This window comes from Micromonospora sp. NPDC049201, assembly GCF_055586805.1.
Genome location: NZ_JBVJHM010000005.1, coordinates 95180 through 112733, shown reverse-complemented (window position 1 = coordinate 112733; position 17554 = coordinate 95180). Strand labels below are relative to the sequence as shown.

The following is a 17554-nucleotide window of genomic DNA, read 5'->3' as shown; positions in this document are numbered from 1 at the left end:
CGGCGCTGCACCGCGGTGGCGACCACGGTCTCGTCGTCCGGCAGGATGCCGGCGGTCATTGCGGTGAGCACGCTCTGCGGGCCGATCTCCAGGAACGTGTCCACCCCGGCCGCCCGCAGCGCGGTCACGCCGTCGGCGAACCGCACCGCCTCCCGCACGTGCCGCACCCAGTAGTCCGGCGTGCGCAGGTCGTCGCCCGCCGCCAGCGCGCCGGTCACGTTGGACACGACAGGCAGCAGCGGCGCGGCGAACGTCAACCCGTCGAGGACCGTGCGGAACTCGGCAAGCATCGGCTCCATCAGCGGGCTGTGGAACGCGTGCGACACCGTCAGCCGGCGCGTCCGCACACCCCGGTCTCGCCACGCCCGGTCGACCTCGTCGAGCGCGTCCAGGTCACCGGAGACCACTGTCGACGAGGGGCCGTTGACGGCCGCGACGCCCAGCGTCAGGTGGTCCGCGATCGACGCGGCCACCTCGGCCTCCGGCGCGGCGACCGCCAGCATCCCGCCACCAGCCGGCAACGCCTGCATCAGCCGACCCCGCGCCGCGACCAGGGCACACGCGTCCGGCAGCGACAACACACCCGCCACGTACGCGGCGGTCACTTCACCGATCGAGTGCCCACCCACGAAGTCCGGGGTGACACCGAACGACTCGACGAGGCGGAACAACGCCACCTCGACCGCGAACAGGCCCGCCTGCGTGAACCGGGTCTGATCCAGCAGCTCACCGTCGCCGAACAGCACCGGCTTCAACGGCTGCGGCAGCAACGGATCAAGCTGCGCGCACACCTCGTCCAACGCGGCGGCGAACACACCGAACGCCTCGGACAACTCCCGGCCCATGCCGGCACGCTGCGCACCCTGCCCGGAGAACAGCACCGCGACCCGGTCCCGCTGCTCCCGACCACCGACGACCACCGCGCCGGACGGCTCACCAGCGGCCAGCGCCCGCAGCCCGGCCAGCAGGCCGTCCCGGTCGGTGACGGCGAGCACGGCGCGCTGTTCCAGCGGGGTACGGGTGGTGGCGGACGACCATCCGACGTCGACCGGGCGGAGCGTCTCGTCGCCGGCCAACCAGGCCGCCCACCGGCCGGCCTGCGCGGCGAGCGCCGCGTCGGTACGCGCCGACAGCAGCACCGGCACCGGCCCACCGGTCGACTCACCAACGCCCGCCGGCTCGATGACGTCCGCCGGCTGTTCCAGGATGACGTGGGCGTTGGTGCCGGAGATCCCGAACGACGACACCGCCGCCCGACGCGGCCGGTCCACCGCCGGCCACGGCGTCGCCTCCGTCGCCAGGCTCACCGCTCCGGCCGTCCAGTCGACGTGCGGGGACGGCTCGTCCACGTGCAGCGTCGACGGCACCACTCCGTGCCGCATGGCGAGGACCATCTTGATGATCCCGGCGACCCCGGCCGCCGCCTGCGTGTGACCCAGGTTCGACTTGACCGACCCGAGCAGCAGCGGCGTCTCCCGGTCCTGCCCGTACGTGGCCAGCAGCGCCTGCGCCTCGATCGGATCCCCGAGCGTGGTGCCGGTGCCGTGCGCCTCCACCGCGTCCACGTCCGACGTGGTCAACCGCGCGTTCGCCAGAGCCTGCCGGATCACCCGCTGCTGCGACGGCCCGTTCGGCGCGGTCAACCCGTTCGACGCGCCGTCCTGGTTCACCGCCGTACCCCGCACCACCGCCAGAATCCGCCGACCCTCACGGCGCGCGTCGGCGAGCCGCTGCACCAGCAGCACGCCGACGCCCTCGGACCAGCCGGTGCCGTCGGCGGACGCGGCGAACGAGCGGCAGCGGCCGTCCGGGGACAGTCCCCGCTGCCGGGAGAACTCGATGAACGTGCCCGGCGTCGCCATCACCGTCACGCCACCGGCGAGCGCCAGGTCGCACTCGCCCGAGCGCAACGCCTGCCCGGCCAGGTGCAGCGCGACGAGCGACGACGAGCAGGCGGTGTCCACGGTGACCGCCGGGCCCTCCAGCCCGAACGTGTACGCGACCCGGCCGGACAGCACGCTGCCGGAGGTGCCGGTGCCGACGTAGCCCTCGGCGTCCGGCGGCAGGTCGGCCAGCCGGGAGGCGTAGTCGTGGTACATGACCCCGGCGAACACGCCGGTCCGCGAGCCGCGCAGCGCCGCCGGGTCCACGCCGGCGGACTCGAAGCTCTCCCAGGACGCCTCCAGCAGCAGCCGCTGCTGCGGGTCCATGGCGACCGCCTCGCGGGGCGAGATGCCGAAGAAGTCGGGGTCGAAGTCGGCGGCGCCGGCGAGGAAGCCGCCGTGCCGGGCGTACGAGGTGCCGGCGTGGTCGGGGTCCGGGTCGTAGAGCGTGTCGAGGTCCCAGCCCCGGTCGGCGGGGAACTCGACGATGCCGTCCCGCCCCGACGACAGGAGCTGCCAGAGCTGCTCCGGGTTGTCGACGCCGCCGGGATAGCGGCAGGCCATGCCGACGATGGCGATCGGCTCGTCGGTGTCGACCGCCCGCACCGCCGCGCGGCGGGCGCTGATCCGGCCGGACACCTGCTCGTAGAGGTGCTCGGCGAGCGCCGCCGGGCTGGGATGGTCGAAGACCAGCGTGGACGGCAGCCGCAGCCCGGTGGCCGCGTTGACCCGGTTGCGCAGGTCCACCGCGGTCAGCGAGTCGAACCCGAGTTCCCGGAACGCCCGGTCGGCCGGCACCGCGCCGGCCCCGGCGTGACCGAGCACCTGCGCGACCAGGCCCCGGACCAGCAGGTCCACCTCGGCGCGGGCGTCCTGCGGGTCGAGGCCGGCGAGCCGGTCGGCCCAGTCGCCGCCCGCGCCGGCCTGCCGTCGGGTCGCGGTCGGACCGACCAGGGTACGCAGCACCGCCGGCACCGGGCCGGCGCCGAGCGCGGACCGCAGCGCCGGTACGTCGACGACGGCCGGCACGAGCGCCGGACGGCCCTCGGCGAGCGCGGCGTCGAACAGGTCCAGACCGGTCTCCACGCTCATCGGCGTCAACCCGGCCCGCGCCGACCGCTGCCGTTCCCCGTCCGACAACGACGCCGCCATCCCGGCGGTGTCCCACATCCCCCACGCCAGGCTGATCCCGGGCAGTCCGTCCTGCCGGCGTCGCGCCGCCAGCGCGTCCAGGAACGCGTTCCCCGCGGCGTAGGCCGCCTGGCCCGGCGAGCCGAGCACCCCGGCGACGGACGAGAACAACACGAACAGGTCCAGCTCACGGTCGCGGGTCGCCTCGTGCAGCCACCACGCCGCCGTCGCCTTCGGCGCCAACACCGCCGCCAGCCGCTCCGGGCTGATCGACGACACCACCCCGTCGTCCAGCACTCCGGCGGTGTGCACCACCCCGGCCAACCGGCCCGGCACACCCGACACCAACCGGAACACCTGATCCCGATCGGTCACGTCACACGCCACCACCGACACCGACGCACCCAGCCCGGACAACCGCTCGACAAGCGCGTCCGCACCCGACGCGGCCGGCCCCTGCCGCGACACCAGCACCAGCGACCGCACCCCGTGCCCGGTGACGAGGCGCTCCGCCACCAACGCGCCCAACGCCCCGGTGCCGCCGGTCACCAGCACCGTGCCGTCCCGCACCACCCGCTCGGCACCGTCCGACGCCGGGTCGGTCGGGGCCGGAACACCAGGCGTCGAGGCGGCGCGGACCAGGCGGGGCACGAACACCCGGCCGCCCCGTACCGCGAGTTGACCGCCGGTCGGGTCGGTGACCGCGTGTGCGAGCACGGCGAGCGTCCGGTCGTCCGGGTCGGCGTCGAGGTCGGCCAGCACGATCCGGCCGGGGTGTTCGGACTGCGCGGAGCGCAGCAGACCCCACACGGCGGCACCGGCCAGATCGGTCACCGGGTCGTCGTCGCCGACGGAGACCGCGCCCCGGGTGAGGACCACGAGCGGGGTGCCGGCGAGCGCGTCGGCGGCCAGCCAGGACCGCACGGTGCCGAGCACGTCGGTGGTGACCGCGCGCACCGCGTCCGGAGTCGGCAGGTCGGCGGCGGGCAGCGGCAGGACCAGGGCCGAGGGCGGCACGTCCGCCTCGACCGCCGCGGCGACGCCCGGGTACGCCGGCAACCCGAGGTCGGACCCGGCCGGGTCGGCACCGGTGCCGAGCACGGCCCAGCCGGCCGGCGCGTCGGCCGGGCTGACGTCCTCGGGCTGCCAGTGGAGCGCGTACAGGGACCGGGCCGCGATGTTCGGGACGACCGTGCCGGTCAGCTCCCGCAGCGCCAGCGTGTCGATCGACACCACGGGCGCGCCGGCGGTGTCCACGGCGACCAGGCGGACGGTGGTGCCGGTGCGGGTGAGCCGCACCCGCAGGGCGCGGGCCCCGGTGGCGTGCACCTGGAGGCCCTCGACGGTGAACGGCACGCGCGGGCCGTCGCCGGTGAGCAGCAGCCCGACCGGGTGCAGCGCGGCGTCCAGCAGCGCCGGGTGGACGCCGAACCGGGACGCCTCACCGGCCGCGTCGTCGCCGAGCGCGACCTCGGCGTACGCCTCGCCGTCGCCGGTCCAGAGCCGGCGCAGGCCCTGGAACACCGGTCCGTAGGTGAGGCCGTGTCCGGCCAGCGCCGGGTACCAGTCGGTGAGGTCCACCTCGGTGAGCCCGGCGGGCGGCCAGGCGTCGACGGCGGGTTCGACGGCGGACGCGGGTTCCAGCACGCCGTCGGCGTGCGCGGTCCACTCGACGTCGCCGTCGGGCTGGGAGTGGATGGCCACGGGACGGCCGCCGGTGGCGTCGGGGGCGCCGACGCTCACCTGTACCCGCACGCCGCCGGTCTCCGGCAGCACCAGCGGCGCGGTGAGCGTGAGGTCGCGTACCCGGGGGGTGCCGGCCTCGTCGCCGGCCCGGACGGCCAGTTCGGTGAGCGCGGTGCCGGGCACCAGGACGGCGCCGGCCACCACGTGGTCGGCGAGCCACGGGTGGGTGGCCGGCGACAGCCGGCCGGTCAGCACCACCAGGTCCGCGCTGGCCACGGTGACGGCGGCGCCGAGCAGCGGGTGGGCGGCGTCGCCGAGCCCGGCGCCGCTGACGTCGCCGCCGCGGGGGCGGCCGGTGGGCAGCCAGTAGCGCTGGTGCCGGAACGCGTACGTGGGCAGGTCGACGCGGGTCGCGCCGGTGCCGGCGAACCACTGCGGGAAGGAGACCGGGACGCCGTGCACGTGCAGGTCGGCCAGCGCGGCCAGCAGGGCGGCGGTCTCGTCGCGGTCCCGGCGCTGGGCCGCGACCGCGAGCGCGTCGGGCAGGATGTCGCCGGTCAGCGCCGTGAGCACGCTCTGCGGGCCGATCTCCAGGAACGTGTCCGCGCCGGCGTCGCGCAGCGCGGTGATCCCGTCGGCGTAGCGGACCGCCTCGCGGACGTGCCGCACCCAGTAGTCGGCGCGGGTCAGGTCGGCCGGGTCGGCGAGCGCGCCGGTCAGGTTGGACACCACCGGCAGCAGCGGCGCGGAGAAGCTCAACCCGTCGAGCACGGCCCGGAACTCGGCGAGCATCGGTGCCATCAGCGGGCTGTGGAACGCGTGCGACACCGTCAGCCGGCGGGTGCGGACGCCCCGTTCCCGCCAGCCGCGCTCGACCTCGTCCAGCGCGTCGAGCGGCCCGGACACCACCACCGACGACGGCCCGTTGACGGCGGCGACGCCCAGCTCGGGAGTGCCGTCGAGGGAGGCCAGGACGTCCGGCTCCGGCGCGGCGACGGCCAGCATCCCGCCGCCGGCCGGCAATGCCTGCATGAGCCGGCCCCGCGCGGCGACGAGCGCGCACGCGTCCGGCAGCGACAACACACCCGCCACGTACGCGGCGGTGACCTCGCCGATCGAGTGGCCGCCGACGAAGTCCGGGGTGACGCCGAACGACTCGACGAGCCGGAACAACGCCACCTCGACCGCGAACAGCCCGGCCTGGGTGAACTGGGTCTGGTCCAGCAGGTCCCCGGCGTCGAACAGCACCGGCTTCAGCGGCTGCGGCAGCAGCGGGTCGAGCTGCGCGCACACCTCGTCCAGCGCGGACGCGAACACACCGAAGGCGGCGTACAGCTCGGCGCCCATGCCGGCGCGCTGCGCGCCCTGCCCGGAGAAGAGGATCGCGAGCCGGCCCCGGGTGGTCGCCGTACCGGTGTGCACGGTGCCGGCCGGCGTGCCGGTGGCGAGCGCGTGCAGCCCGGCGAGCAGGTCGTCGCGGTCGGTGGCGACGACGACGGCGCGGTGGTCCAGGGCGGCCCGGCCGGTGACCGACGACCAGCCGACGTCGACCGGCCGGACGGCGGTGTCGGCGGCCAGCCGGCGGGCCCAGCGGTCGGCCTGCGCGGCGAGCGCCTCCGGGTCGCGGGCGGAGAGCAGCACCGGCGCGGGTCCGCGTGGCGGCTCGGCGGCGACGGGGGCCGGCTCGGCGGGCGGCGCCTCGATGATGACGTGCGCGTTGGTGCCGCTCACCCCGAACGAGGAGACCGCGGCGCGGCGGGGCCGGTGCGACCGCGGCCAGGGCCGCGCCTCGGTGAGCAGGGAGACGTTGCCGGCGTCCCAGTCGATGTGCGGGGAGGGCGCGTCCACGTGCAGCGTGCGGGGCAGCACGCCGTGCCGCATCGCCATGATCATCTTGATGATGCCGGCCGCGCCGGCCGCGGCCTGGGTGTGGCCCAGGTTCGACTTGACCGAGCCCAGCCAGAGCGGTTCGCCGGCCCGCTCCTGCCCGTACGTGGCGAGCAGCGCCTGCGCCTCGATCGGGTCACCGAGCGTGGTGCCGGTGCCGTGCGCCTCGACCGCGTCCACGTCGGCGGTGGTCAGCCGCGCGTTCGCCAGGGCCTGCCGGATGACGCGTTGCTGCGACGGCCCGTTCGGCGCGGTCAGGCCGTTGGACGCGCCGTCCTGGTTGACGGCGGTGCCGGCCACCACGGCGAGGATGCGCCGCCCGTCGCGGCGGGCGTCGGCCAGGCGCTGCACCAGCAGCACGCCGACACCCTCGGACCAGCCGGTGCCGTCCGCCGACGCGGCGAACGACTTGCAGCGGCCGTCGGCGGCGAGACCGCGCTGCCGGGAGAACTCGATGAACGTGCCCGGGTTGGCCATCACCGTCACGCCGCCGGCGAGCGCCAGGTCGCACTCCCCGGACCGCAGCGCCTGCACCGCCAGGTGCAGCGCCACGAGCGACGACGAGCAGGCGGTGTCCACGGTGACCGCCGGGCCCTCCAGCCCGAACGTGTAGGCCACCCGCCCGGAGACGACGCTGCCGGAGTTGCCGGTGCCGAGGTAGCCCTCCACGCCCTCCGGCAGCTCCCCCAACCCGGCGGCATAGTCGTGGTACATCAGGCCGGCGAACACGCCGGTGCGGGAGCCGCGCAGCCGGGCCGGGTCGACCCCGGCGGACTCGAACGTCTCCCAGGACGCCTCCAGCAGCAGCCGCTGCTGCGGGTCCATGGCGAGCGCCTCACGCGGGCTGATGCCGAAGAAGCCCGGGTCGAAGTCGGCGGCGCCGGCGAGGAAGCCGCCCTCCCGGGCGTACGAGGTGCCCGGGTGGTCGGGATCGTCGTGGAACAGCGTGTCCAGGTCCCAGCCCCGGTCGGTGGGGAACGCGCCGATGCCGTCGCCGTCGGCCGCCAGCAGCTCCCACAGCGCCTCGGGGCTGTCGATGCCGCCCGGATAGCGGCAGGCCATGCCGACGATCGCGATCGGCTCGTCCACGCCGGTGACCGTTGCCGCGGCGGCGCGGGTCGCGGCGGTGGCGCCGGTGAGCTGCTCGTGCACGTGCGCGGCGAGCGCGGCCGGGGTCGGGTAGTCGAAGACCAGCGTGGACGCCAGCCGCAGCCCGGTGGCGGCGTTGACCCGGTTGCGCAGGTCCACCGCGGTCAGCGAGTCGAAGCCCAGCTCCTGGAACGCCCGGTCGGCCGGCACCGCGTCCGCGCCACCGTGGCCGAGCACCTGCGCGACCAGGCCCCGGACCAGCAGGCCCACCTCGGCGCGGGCCTCGTCGACGGTGAGTCGGGCGAGCCGGTCGGCCCAACCGTCGGCCGCCGCGCCGGCCTGCCGCCGGGCGGGCGTGCCGGCCAGGGCACGCAACATCGGGGGTACGCCGGCGGCGGCGCGCAGCGCCGGCAGGTCCAGCACGGCCGGCACGAGCGCGGCGGTGTCGGACGCGACGGCGGTGTCGAAGAGCGCGACGCCGACCGCCTCGGTGATCACGCCGAGCCCGGCGCGGGCCACCCGGGAACGGTCGGCGCCGTCGAGGCCGGCGGCCATTCCGTCGGTGTCCCACATGCCCCAGGCCAGCGCGTGCCCGGCCCGGCCCTGGGCACGGCGGTGGACCGCGAGCGCGTCGAGGTAGGCGTTGGCGGCGGCGTACGCGCCCTGGCCGGGGGACCCGAGCACGCCGGCGATCGACGAGTAGGTGACGAACAGGTCGAGGTCGAGGCCGGCGGTGGCCTCGTGCAGGTGCCAGGCGGCGTCCACCTTGGGGGCGAGCACCCGGGCCAGTCGGTCGGCGTCGGTGCCGGTGATCACGGCGTCGTCGAGCACGCCGGCGGTGTGCACCACCCCGGCGAGCCGGCCGGCGCCGGTGAGGTCGGCGACCAGCCGGTCGACCGCGTCACGGTCGGTGACGTCGCAGGCCAGCACCCGGACGTGGGCGCCGAGCGCGGTCAGCTCGTCGACCAGGTCGGTCGCGCCGTCGGCGTCGGGTCCGCGCCGGCTGACCAGGGCCAGCGAGTCGACGCCCCGATCGGTGACCAGGTGCCGGGCGAGCAGCGCGCCGAGCGCGCCGGTGCCGCCGGTGACCAGGACGGTGCCGTCGTAGGTGGCCGGGGCGGTCGCGGGTGGGGCGTCGGCGCGTACCAGTCGGGGGGTGTGGGTGGTGTCGCCGCGGACCGCGAGCTGCGCCGCGGCCGGGTCAGCGGCGGCGGCGAGCAGCGCCAGCACGCCGGCGTCGAGGTCGCGGTCCAGGTCCGCCAGGACGATCCGGCCGGGGTGCTCGGACTGGGCGGAGCGGACCAGGCCCCAGACGGCGGCGCCGGCCAGGTCGGCGGCCCGGTCGTCGGGCGTGGCCGGCATCGCGTCGCGGGTGGTCACGACGAGCCGCGCGTCGGCGGTCGCGTCGGCGGTCAGCCAGGCGCGCAGCGCGGCGAGCACGCCGGTGGTGGCGGCGCGGACCGCGTCCGGCGTCGGACCGGCCGGCGGCACCGGCAGCACCACCAGCGGGGGTACGCCACCGGCGGCGACCAGCGCGGCCACGTCCGGGTGGGCGGCGGCGTCGGGCAGGGCGGGCAGCGGCGCGCCGAGCACCGCCGTGGCGGGCGGGGTGGCCGGGGTGAGCGCCTCGGCCGCCCAGGCGACCCGGAACAGCGACCGGGCGGCGCGGGTGGCGGCCGGCGGCGTGACGCCGGTCAGCTCGCGCAGCACCAGCGCGTCGACGGTGACGACGGGCCGGTCGGTGGGGTCGACGGCGAGCAGCCGCACCGCCGAGCCGGCCCGGGTGAGCCGGACCCGCAGCGTCTGGGCGCCGACGGCGTGCACCTGGACGCCGGTGAACGCGAACGGCGCCTTCGGGCCGGTGGTGCCGTCGCCGGGCAGCAGCGCGGTGGGGTGCAGCGCGGCGTCGAGCAGCGCGGGGTGCACGCCGAACCCGCCGACCTGGTCGGGGCCGGCGGACGGCAACGTCACCTCGGCGTAGACGGTGTCGTCGCCGGTCGTCCAGGCCCGTCGCAGGCCCTGGAACGCCGGCCCGTAGGTCATGCCGTGGCCGGCGAGCGCGTCGTACCAGCCGGTGAGGTCGGTCTCGACCGCGTGCGGCGGGGGCCACGTGCCGAGGCCGGCCCCCTCGGTGGGAGCGGCGGCGCTGAGCAGGCCCTCGGCGTGCCGGATCCAGTCGCCGTCGGGGTCGTCGTCGGGCTGCGAGTGCACCGCGACGGTGCGCCAGCCGGCGTGGTCGCGGGGCCCGACCCGGACCTGCACCCGTACCCCGCCCCGGGCGGGAAGCACCAGCGGCGCGGCGACGGTCAGCTCGCGGACCCGGCAGGGGCCGAACTCCTCGCCGGCGCGCAGCACGAGTTCGACGAGCGCGGTGCCGGGGACGAGGACCGCGCCGGCGACCTCGTGGTCGGCGAGCCACGGCTGGGTCGACAGGGACAGCCGGCCGGTGAGCACGGCGGCGTCCTCGCCGGCCAGCCGGACGGCGGCGGTGAGCAGCGGGTGGCCGGCGGCGCCGAGGCCGGCGCCGGTGACGTCGGCGGCGGGCCCGGCCGGGCGCAGCCAGTAGCGGTCGCCGCCGAACGCGTAGGTGGGCAGGTCGGCGGCGGTGGCCGGGACGCCGGTGAACAGCGGGGTCCAGTCGACGTGCGCGCCGCCGGCGAAGAGTTCCGCCAGCGCGGTGAGTAGCGCGCGGGGCTCGGGCCGGTCGGCGCGCTGGGTGGCGACGGCCAGCCCGGACGGGTCGTCGGCGGTGTCGCGGACCAGCGCGGTGAGGACGCTGCGCGGGCCGATCTCCAGGAACGTGTCCACCCCGGCGGCGCGCAGCGCGGTCACGCCGTCGGCGAACCGGACCGCCTCCCGCACGTGCCGCACCCAGTAGTCGGCGGTGGTGATCTCGGTCGGGTCGGCCAGCGCGCCGGTCAGGTTCGACACGACCGGCAGCAGCGGCGCGGCGAACGTCAACCCGTCGAGGACGGTGCGGAACTCGGCGAGCATCGGCTCCATGAGTGGACTGTGGAACGCGTGCGACACCCTCAACCGGCGGACCCGCACACCCCGCTCCCGCCAGGTCCGCTCGACCTCGTCCAGCGCGTCGACCGGACCGGACACCACCGTCGACGACGGCCCGTTCACCGCCGCGATCCCCAGCGCGGGGTGTGCCTCGATCGACGCGGCCACCTCGGCCTCCGGCGCGGCGACCGCCAGCATCCCGCCGCCGGCCGGCAGCGCCTGCATCAGCCGACCCCGCGCCGCGACAAGCGCGCACGCGTCCGGCAGCGACAACACCCCCGCCACGTACGCGGCGGTGACCTCACCGATCGAGTGCCCGCCCACGAAGTCCGGGGTGACGCCGAACGACTCGACGAGGCGGAACAACGCCACCTCGACCGCGAACAGGCCCGCCTGCGTGAACTGCGTCTGGTCCAGCAGATCCCCGTCGCCGAACAGCACCGGCTTCAGCGGCTGCGGCAGCAGTGGATCGAGTGCCGCGCACACCTCGTCCAACGCGGACGCGAACACACCGAACGCCTCGGACAACTCCCGACCCATGCCGGCACGCTGCGCGCCCTGCCCGGAGAACAGCACCGCGACCGGGCCCCGGTCGGTGGCGCGACCGGTGACCAGGTTGTCGGCCGCCCCACCCGCGGCGAGCGCGCGCAGCCCGGCGGTCAACTCGTCGTGGTCGGCGGCGAGCAGCACCGCCCGGTGCTCCAGCGCGGTTCGCGCGGTCAGCGAGGTGCGGCCCACGTCGGCCAGGTCGGGGCGGTCCGGCGCGGCGAACGCGTCGGCCCAGCGGGCCGCCTGCCGGGCCAGCCCGCCGTCGCCGCGCGCCGACACCAGCACCGGCACCAGCGACGGCGGCGCGGGCCGGTCGGTCACCTCGGGCTCGACGGCGGGCGGCTGCTCGATGATGACGTGGGCGTTGGTGCCGCTGACGCCGAACGAGGAGACCGCCGCCCGGCGGGGCCGGTCCACCGCCGGCCACGGCCGGGCCTCGGTGAGCAGCTCCACCGCGCCGGCCGACCAGTCGACGTGCGGGGTCGGCGCGTCCACGTGCAGCGTGCGGGGCAGCACGCCGTGGCGCAGCGCCTGCACCATCTTGATCACCCCGGCGACGCCGGCGGCGGCCTGGCTGTGCCCGATGTTCGACTTGATCGAGCCCAGCCACAGCGGCTCGCCGGCCCGCTCCTGCCCGTACGTGGCCAGCAGCGCCTGCGCCTCGATCGGGTCGCCGAGCGTGGTGGCGGTGCCGTGCGCCTCGACGGCGTCCACGTCGGCGGTGGTCAGCCCGGCGGCGGTGAGCGCGGCCCGGATGACGCGCTGCTGGGACGGCCCGTTCGGGGCGGTGAGGCCGTTGGACGCGCCGTCCTGGTTGACGGCGGAGCCCCGGACCACGGCGAGCACCCGGTGGCCGTTGCGGCGGGCGTCGGAGAGCCGCTCCACCACCAGCACGCCCACGCCCTCGGACCAGCCGGTGCCGTCGGCGGCGGCGGCGAACGACCGGCAGCGTCCGTCGGCGGCCAGCCCGCCCTGGCGGGTGAACTCGACGAACGCGCCGGGGGTCACCAGCACGTTCACGCCGCCGGCCAGCGCCAGGTCGCATTCGCCCTGGCGCAGCGACTGCACGGCCAGGTGCAGCGCGACGAGCGACGACGAGCAGGCGGTGTCCACGGTGACCGCCGGGCCCTCCAGCCCGAACGTGTAGGCGACCCGGCCGGAGATGACGCTGTGCGCGCCCCCGGTGAGCCGGTAGCCGTCCAGGTCGCGGGTCTCGTCGCCGGCGCCGTAGCCGGACGGGGACGCGCCGACGAACACGCCGGTGGCGGTGCCGTGCAGCGTGTCCGGGTTGAGCGCCGCCTGCTCGAACGCCGCCCAGGTGGCCTCCAGCAGCAGCCGCTGCTGCGGGTCCATGGCGAGCGCCTCGCGCGGGCTGATGCCGAAGAAGTCCGGGTCGAACTCGGTGGCCCGGTCGATGAACCCGCCGTGGCGGGTGAACGAGCGGCCGGGGGCGTCCGGGTCGTCGGCGTAGAGCCGGTCGAGGTCCCAGTCCCGGTCGGTGCGGAACTCGGTGATGCCGTCGCGACCCTCGGCGACCAGCTCCCACAGCCCGTCCGGGTCGGCGACGCCGCCCGGGTAGCGGCAGCTCATGCCGACGATCGCGATCGGCTCGTCGGCGGTCGCCGGGCCGGTGGGGGCGTCGGCGGGGGCGTCGCCGGCGTCGGGCAGCCGCAGCAGCGTGGCGAGCTGACCGGCCAGCACGGCCGGGCTCGGGTAGTCGAAGATGACGGTGGTGGGCAGCGACAGGCCGGTGGCGGCGGTGAGCTGGTTACGCAGCTCCACCGCGGTCAGCGAGTCGAAGCCGAGGTCGCGGAACGCGCGCCGGGGGCGTACCGCGTCGCTGCCGGCGTGGCCGAGGACCGCGGCGGCGTGGTCGCGGACCAGGTCGGTGAGGCGGCGTTCCCGGTCGGCGCGGGGCAGGTCGAGCAGTTCCCGGCGCAGTCCGCCGGCCCGGTCGTCGACGTCGGCGGTGGCGGGCCGCTCGGTCAGCGCGTCCCGGGCCTCCGGGATGTCGGCGAGCAGCGGCCGGGGCCGGGCGGAGGCGTACGCGGGCGCGAACTGGGCCCAGTCGACGTCGGCCACGACCAGCGTGGTCTCGCCGTGCTCGACGGCCCGGCGCAGGGCCAGCAGCGCGGCGGCCGGCTGCATCGGGTTGAGGCCACGCCGGCTGAGCAGCCGCTGCGCCTCCTCGGTGGTGGCCATGCCGCCCTCGGCCCAGGCGCCCCAGGAGATCGAGGTCGCGGTCAGTCCTCGGGCGCGACGCTGCTCGGCGAGCGCGTCCAGGTAGGCGTTCGCCGCCGCGTACGCGCCCTGGCCGCCGCTGCCCCACACGCCGGAGATGGACGCGAACAGCACGAACGCGTCGAGCGGCCGGTCACCGAGCAGCTCGTCGAGGTACGCGGCGCCGGCGACCTTGCCGGCCATCACGTGGTCGAACACGTCCAGGTCGGTGTCGACGAGCGCGGTCAGCCGGGTGATGCCGGCGGCGTGCAGCACGGCGGTCAGCGGCGCGACGTCGTCCAGGCCGGCGACCAGCGCGGCGACCTGGTCCCGGTCGGCCAGGTCGCAGGCGACCACGCTGACCCGTACCCCGTCGGCGGCCAGCTCGTCGGCCAGCTCGCGGGCCCCGGCGGCGGCGAGCCCTCGGCGGCTGGTGAGCACCAGGTGCTCGGCGCCGTTGGCGGCCAGCCAGCGGGCGGCCTGGGCGCCGATCGCGCCGGTGCCGCCGGTGATCAGCACGGTGCCGCGCGGCTGCCAGCCGGTGAGCTGCCCGGCGGTGCGGGCGGTGGTGCGGGCCAGCCGGCGGACGAACGTGCCGAACGGGCGGACCGCGTACTGGTCCTCGTCACCGCCGCCGGTGAGGACGCGGGCCACCTCGGCCCAGGTCGCGGCGTCGGGCGCGGCGGGCAGGTCGAGCACGCCGCCCCACTGCCGGGGGTGTTCCAGGCCGATCACCCGGGCCAGGCCCCCGAGCGCGGCCTGGGCGGCGCTGGTGACCGGTTCGGCCGGCCCGGTGCCCACGCCGCCCTGGGTGACGCACCACAGCGGCGCGGCGCGGCCGGCGTCCTGGGCGGCCTGCACCAGCCGGGTGGTGGCGACCAGGCCGGTGGAGACGCCGGGGTGGCCCGGATGGTCGGCGTCGGCGAGCCCGAGCAGCGACACGATCACGGTCGGTTCGTCGGTGAGCGACGCGGCCAGCTCCGCGCGGGTGGCGTGGACCGGGTCGACGGGCAGCGTGCGCAGTGTCGACCCGTCGGGCAGCGCGGCGGCGAGCGCGGCCGACCAGGCGTCCGCCCGGTCGTCGCCGGCCGGCGACACCACCAGCAGGTCGGCGACGGCCGGGGCGGCGACGGCGGTGGCCGGCTGCCACACCACCCGGTACGACCAGCCGTCCAGCACGGCCCGCTGGAGCCGGGCGCGACGCCAGGACGACAGCAGCGGCAGCGCCGGGGCGAGCACCTCCGGGTCGGCGTCGCCGGCGGTGAGCGCGGCGACGTCGGCGCGCTCGACAGCCGACCAGAACTCCACGTCGACGACGTCCGGGCCGACCGGGCCGGCGGCGGTCGCCGCCATCCGCTCCGGCCAGTAGCGCCGCCGCTGGAACGCGTACGTGGGCAGGCCGGTGAGCACCGGCGCGGGAGCGAGGACCCGGGTCAGGTCCACCGGCAGGCCGTGCGCGTGGGCGTGGGCGATGCTGGTCAGCAGCCGCAGCCGGGCGTCGTCGCCGCGCCGCAGCGTGGACAGCGCGCGGCCGGTGGTGCCGGTGTCGTCCAGGATGGCCGCGACCGACATGGTGAGCACCGGGTGCGGGGACACCTCGACGAAGTCGGTGTGCCCGGCGTCGATCGCGGTCCGCACGGCGGTGTCGAACAGCACCGGCAGGCGCAGGTTGTCGGCCCAGTGGTCGGCGTCGAAGCGGGTGCCGTCGAGCCGGTCGCCGGTGACCGTGGAGATGATCGGCACGTCGCCGGGGCGCGGCGTCAGGCCGGCCAGTTCGGTGCGGAGCCGGTCGGCGACCGGTGCCACGGCCGGCGAGTGGGAGGCGTAGTCGACGGCCACCGGCCGGGCCCGTACGCCGTCGGCGACCAGCGTGGCGATCAGGTCGGCGATGGCCTGCGGCGGTCCGGCGACGGCGGTGGTGGCGGGGCCGTTGACCACCGAGACGGTGACGCCGTCGGGGAGGCGGGCGGCCAGTTCGGCGGCGGGCAGGTCGACGGCGGCCATGGTGCCGGTGCCGGCGACGTCGGCCAGCGCCCGCAGGCGCAGCGCCAGCACCCGGGCCGCGTCGGCGAGGGTGAGCGCGCCGGCCACGTGGGCGGCGACGATCTCGCCCTGGGAGTGGCCGATCACGGCGCGCGGGCTCATCCCGGCGTGCCGCCACAGCCGGGCCAGCGCCACGCCGACCGCGAACAGCGCCGGCTGGGCGATCTCGGAGCGGGTCAGCCACGAGTCGTCGCCGCCGGTGAGCAGGGCGACCACGTCGACGTCGAGCCAGCGGTCCAGTTCGGCCTGGCACTCGGCGAGCGCCTCGTCGAAGACCGGCGCGGCGCCGATCAGCTCGGCGGCCATGGCGGCGTGCTGCGCGCCCTGGCCGGGGAACACCCAGACCGGTCCCTCCCCCGGCTCGCCGGCCTGGCCGGTGACGACCGTGGCGGCGGGCGTGCCGGCGGCGACCGCGTCCAGGCCGGCGAGGAGCTGCTCGGGGTCGGCGGCCACCACGGCGGCCCGGTGCTCGAACACCGACCGGGTGGTGACCAGCGACCAGGCCAGCCGCGCCGGGTCGAGGTCGGCGTGGTCGCGGACGTGGCGGGCCAGTCGGGCGGCCTGCTCGCGCAGCGCGTCGGCGGACCGGGCGGACAGCGGCCACACGGTGGCGGCGCCGGCGACCAGGGGCGGCCGGTCGGTGTCGGGCGCCGGGGTGGGCGTCGGGTCGACCTGTTCCAGGATGACGTGGGCGTTGGTGCCGCTGATGCCGAACGAGGAGATCGCGGCGCGGCGCGGCCGGTCCACCACCGGCCAGTTCCGGGCCTCGGTGAGCAGCTCCACCGCGCCGGCGGACCAGTCGATGTGCGGCGACGGCGTGTCGACGTGCAGCGTGGCGGGCAGCCGGCCGTGCCGGATGGCCTGCACCATCTTGATCACGCCGGCGACGCCCGCGGCGGACTGGCTGTGGCCCAGGTTCGACTTGATCGAGCCCAGCCAGAGCGGGTCCCGGCCGTCGCGGTCCTGCCCGTACGTGGCCAGCAGCGCCTGCGCCTCGATCGGGTCGCCGAGCGTGGTGCCGGTGCCGTGCGCCTCGACCGCGTCCACGTCGCCGGTGTCCAGGCGGGCGTTGCTGAGCGCCTGCCGGATGACCCGCTGCTGGGAGGGGCCGTTGGGGGCGGTGAGCCCGTTCGACGCGCCGTCCTGGTTGACGGCGCTGCCGCGCAGCACCGCGAGGACCGGGTGGCCGTTGCGGCGGGCGTCGGCGAGCCGTTCGACGAGCAGCAGGCCGACGCCCTCGGCCCAGCCGGTGCCGTCGGCGGCGGCGGCGAACGACTTGCACCGGCCGTCGGAGGCGAGACCCCGCTGGCGGGAGAAGCCGACGAACGCGCTGGGGCTGGCCATCACCGTCACGCCGCCGGCGAGCGCCAGGTCGAACTCGCCGGCCCGCAGCGCCTGCGCGGCCAGGTGCAGCGCGACAAGCGACGACGAGCAGGCGGTGTCCACGGTGACGGCGGGCCCTTCCAGGCCCAGCGCGTACGCGATCCGCCCGGAGACGACGCTGGTGACGGTGCCGGTGAGCAGGTAGCCCTCGTCGGCGTCGGTCGCGCCGCCGTCGGCGGCGACGCCGTAGCCGTTGGCGGCGGTGCCGACGAACACGCCGACCTTCTGCCCGCGTACCGACGAGGGGGCGATGCCGGCGGTCTCGAACGCCTCCCACGACGTTTCCAGCAGCAGCCGCTGCTGCGGGTCCATGGCCAGCGCCTCACGGGGGCTGATGCCGAAGAACTCGGCGTCGAAGCCGGCCGCGTCGTAGAGGAAGCCGCCCTGCTGGGTGGTGGAGCGGCCGACCCGGTCGGCGGACGGGTCGTAGAGGTTGGCCAGGTCCCAGCCCCGGTCGGTGGGGAAGCCGGCGATCGCGTCGCCGCCGGCGTCCACCAGCTCCCACAACTGCTCCGGGGTGGACACCCCGCCCGGGTAGCGGCAGGACATCGCGACGATCGCGATCGGTTCCCGGGCGGCGGCGGTGAGCTGCTGGTTGAGCTGCTTGAGCCGGCCGGTCTCCTTGAGGGAGGCCCGAAGCGCCTCGACGACCTTGTCTGCGGACGTGGACATCA

1 protein-coding gene (only partly in view) is annotated in these 17554 nt (G+C 76.8%); it reads right to left on the bottom strand.

Annotated elements, in window-relative coordinates:
* Positions 1–17552, bottom strand: the 5' portion of a protein-coding gene (locus tag ACZ6O5_RS12855) for a type I polyketide synthase (RefSeq protein ID WP_465976816.1). It extends 12007 nt beyond the left edge of the window; 17552 of the gene's 29559 nt are visible here — the first part of the coding sequence; its start codon is at positions 17550–17552; its stop codon lies off the left edge, out of view.
* Positions 17553–17554: the final 2 nt, after the last annotated feature.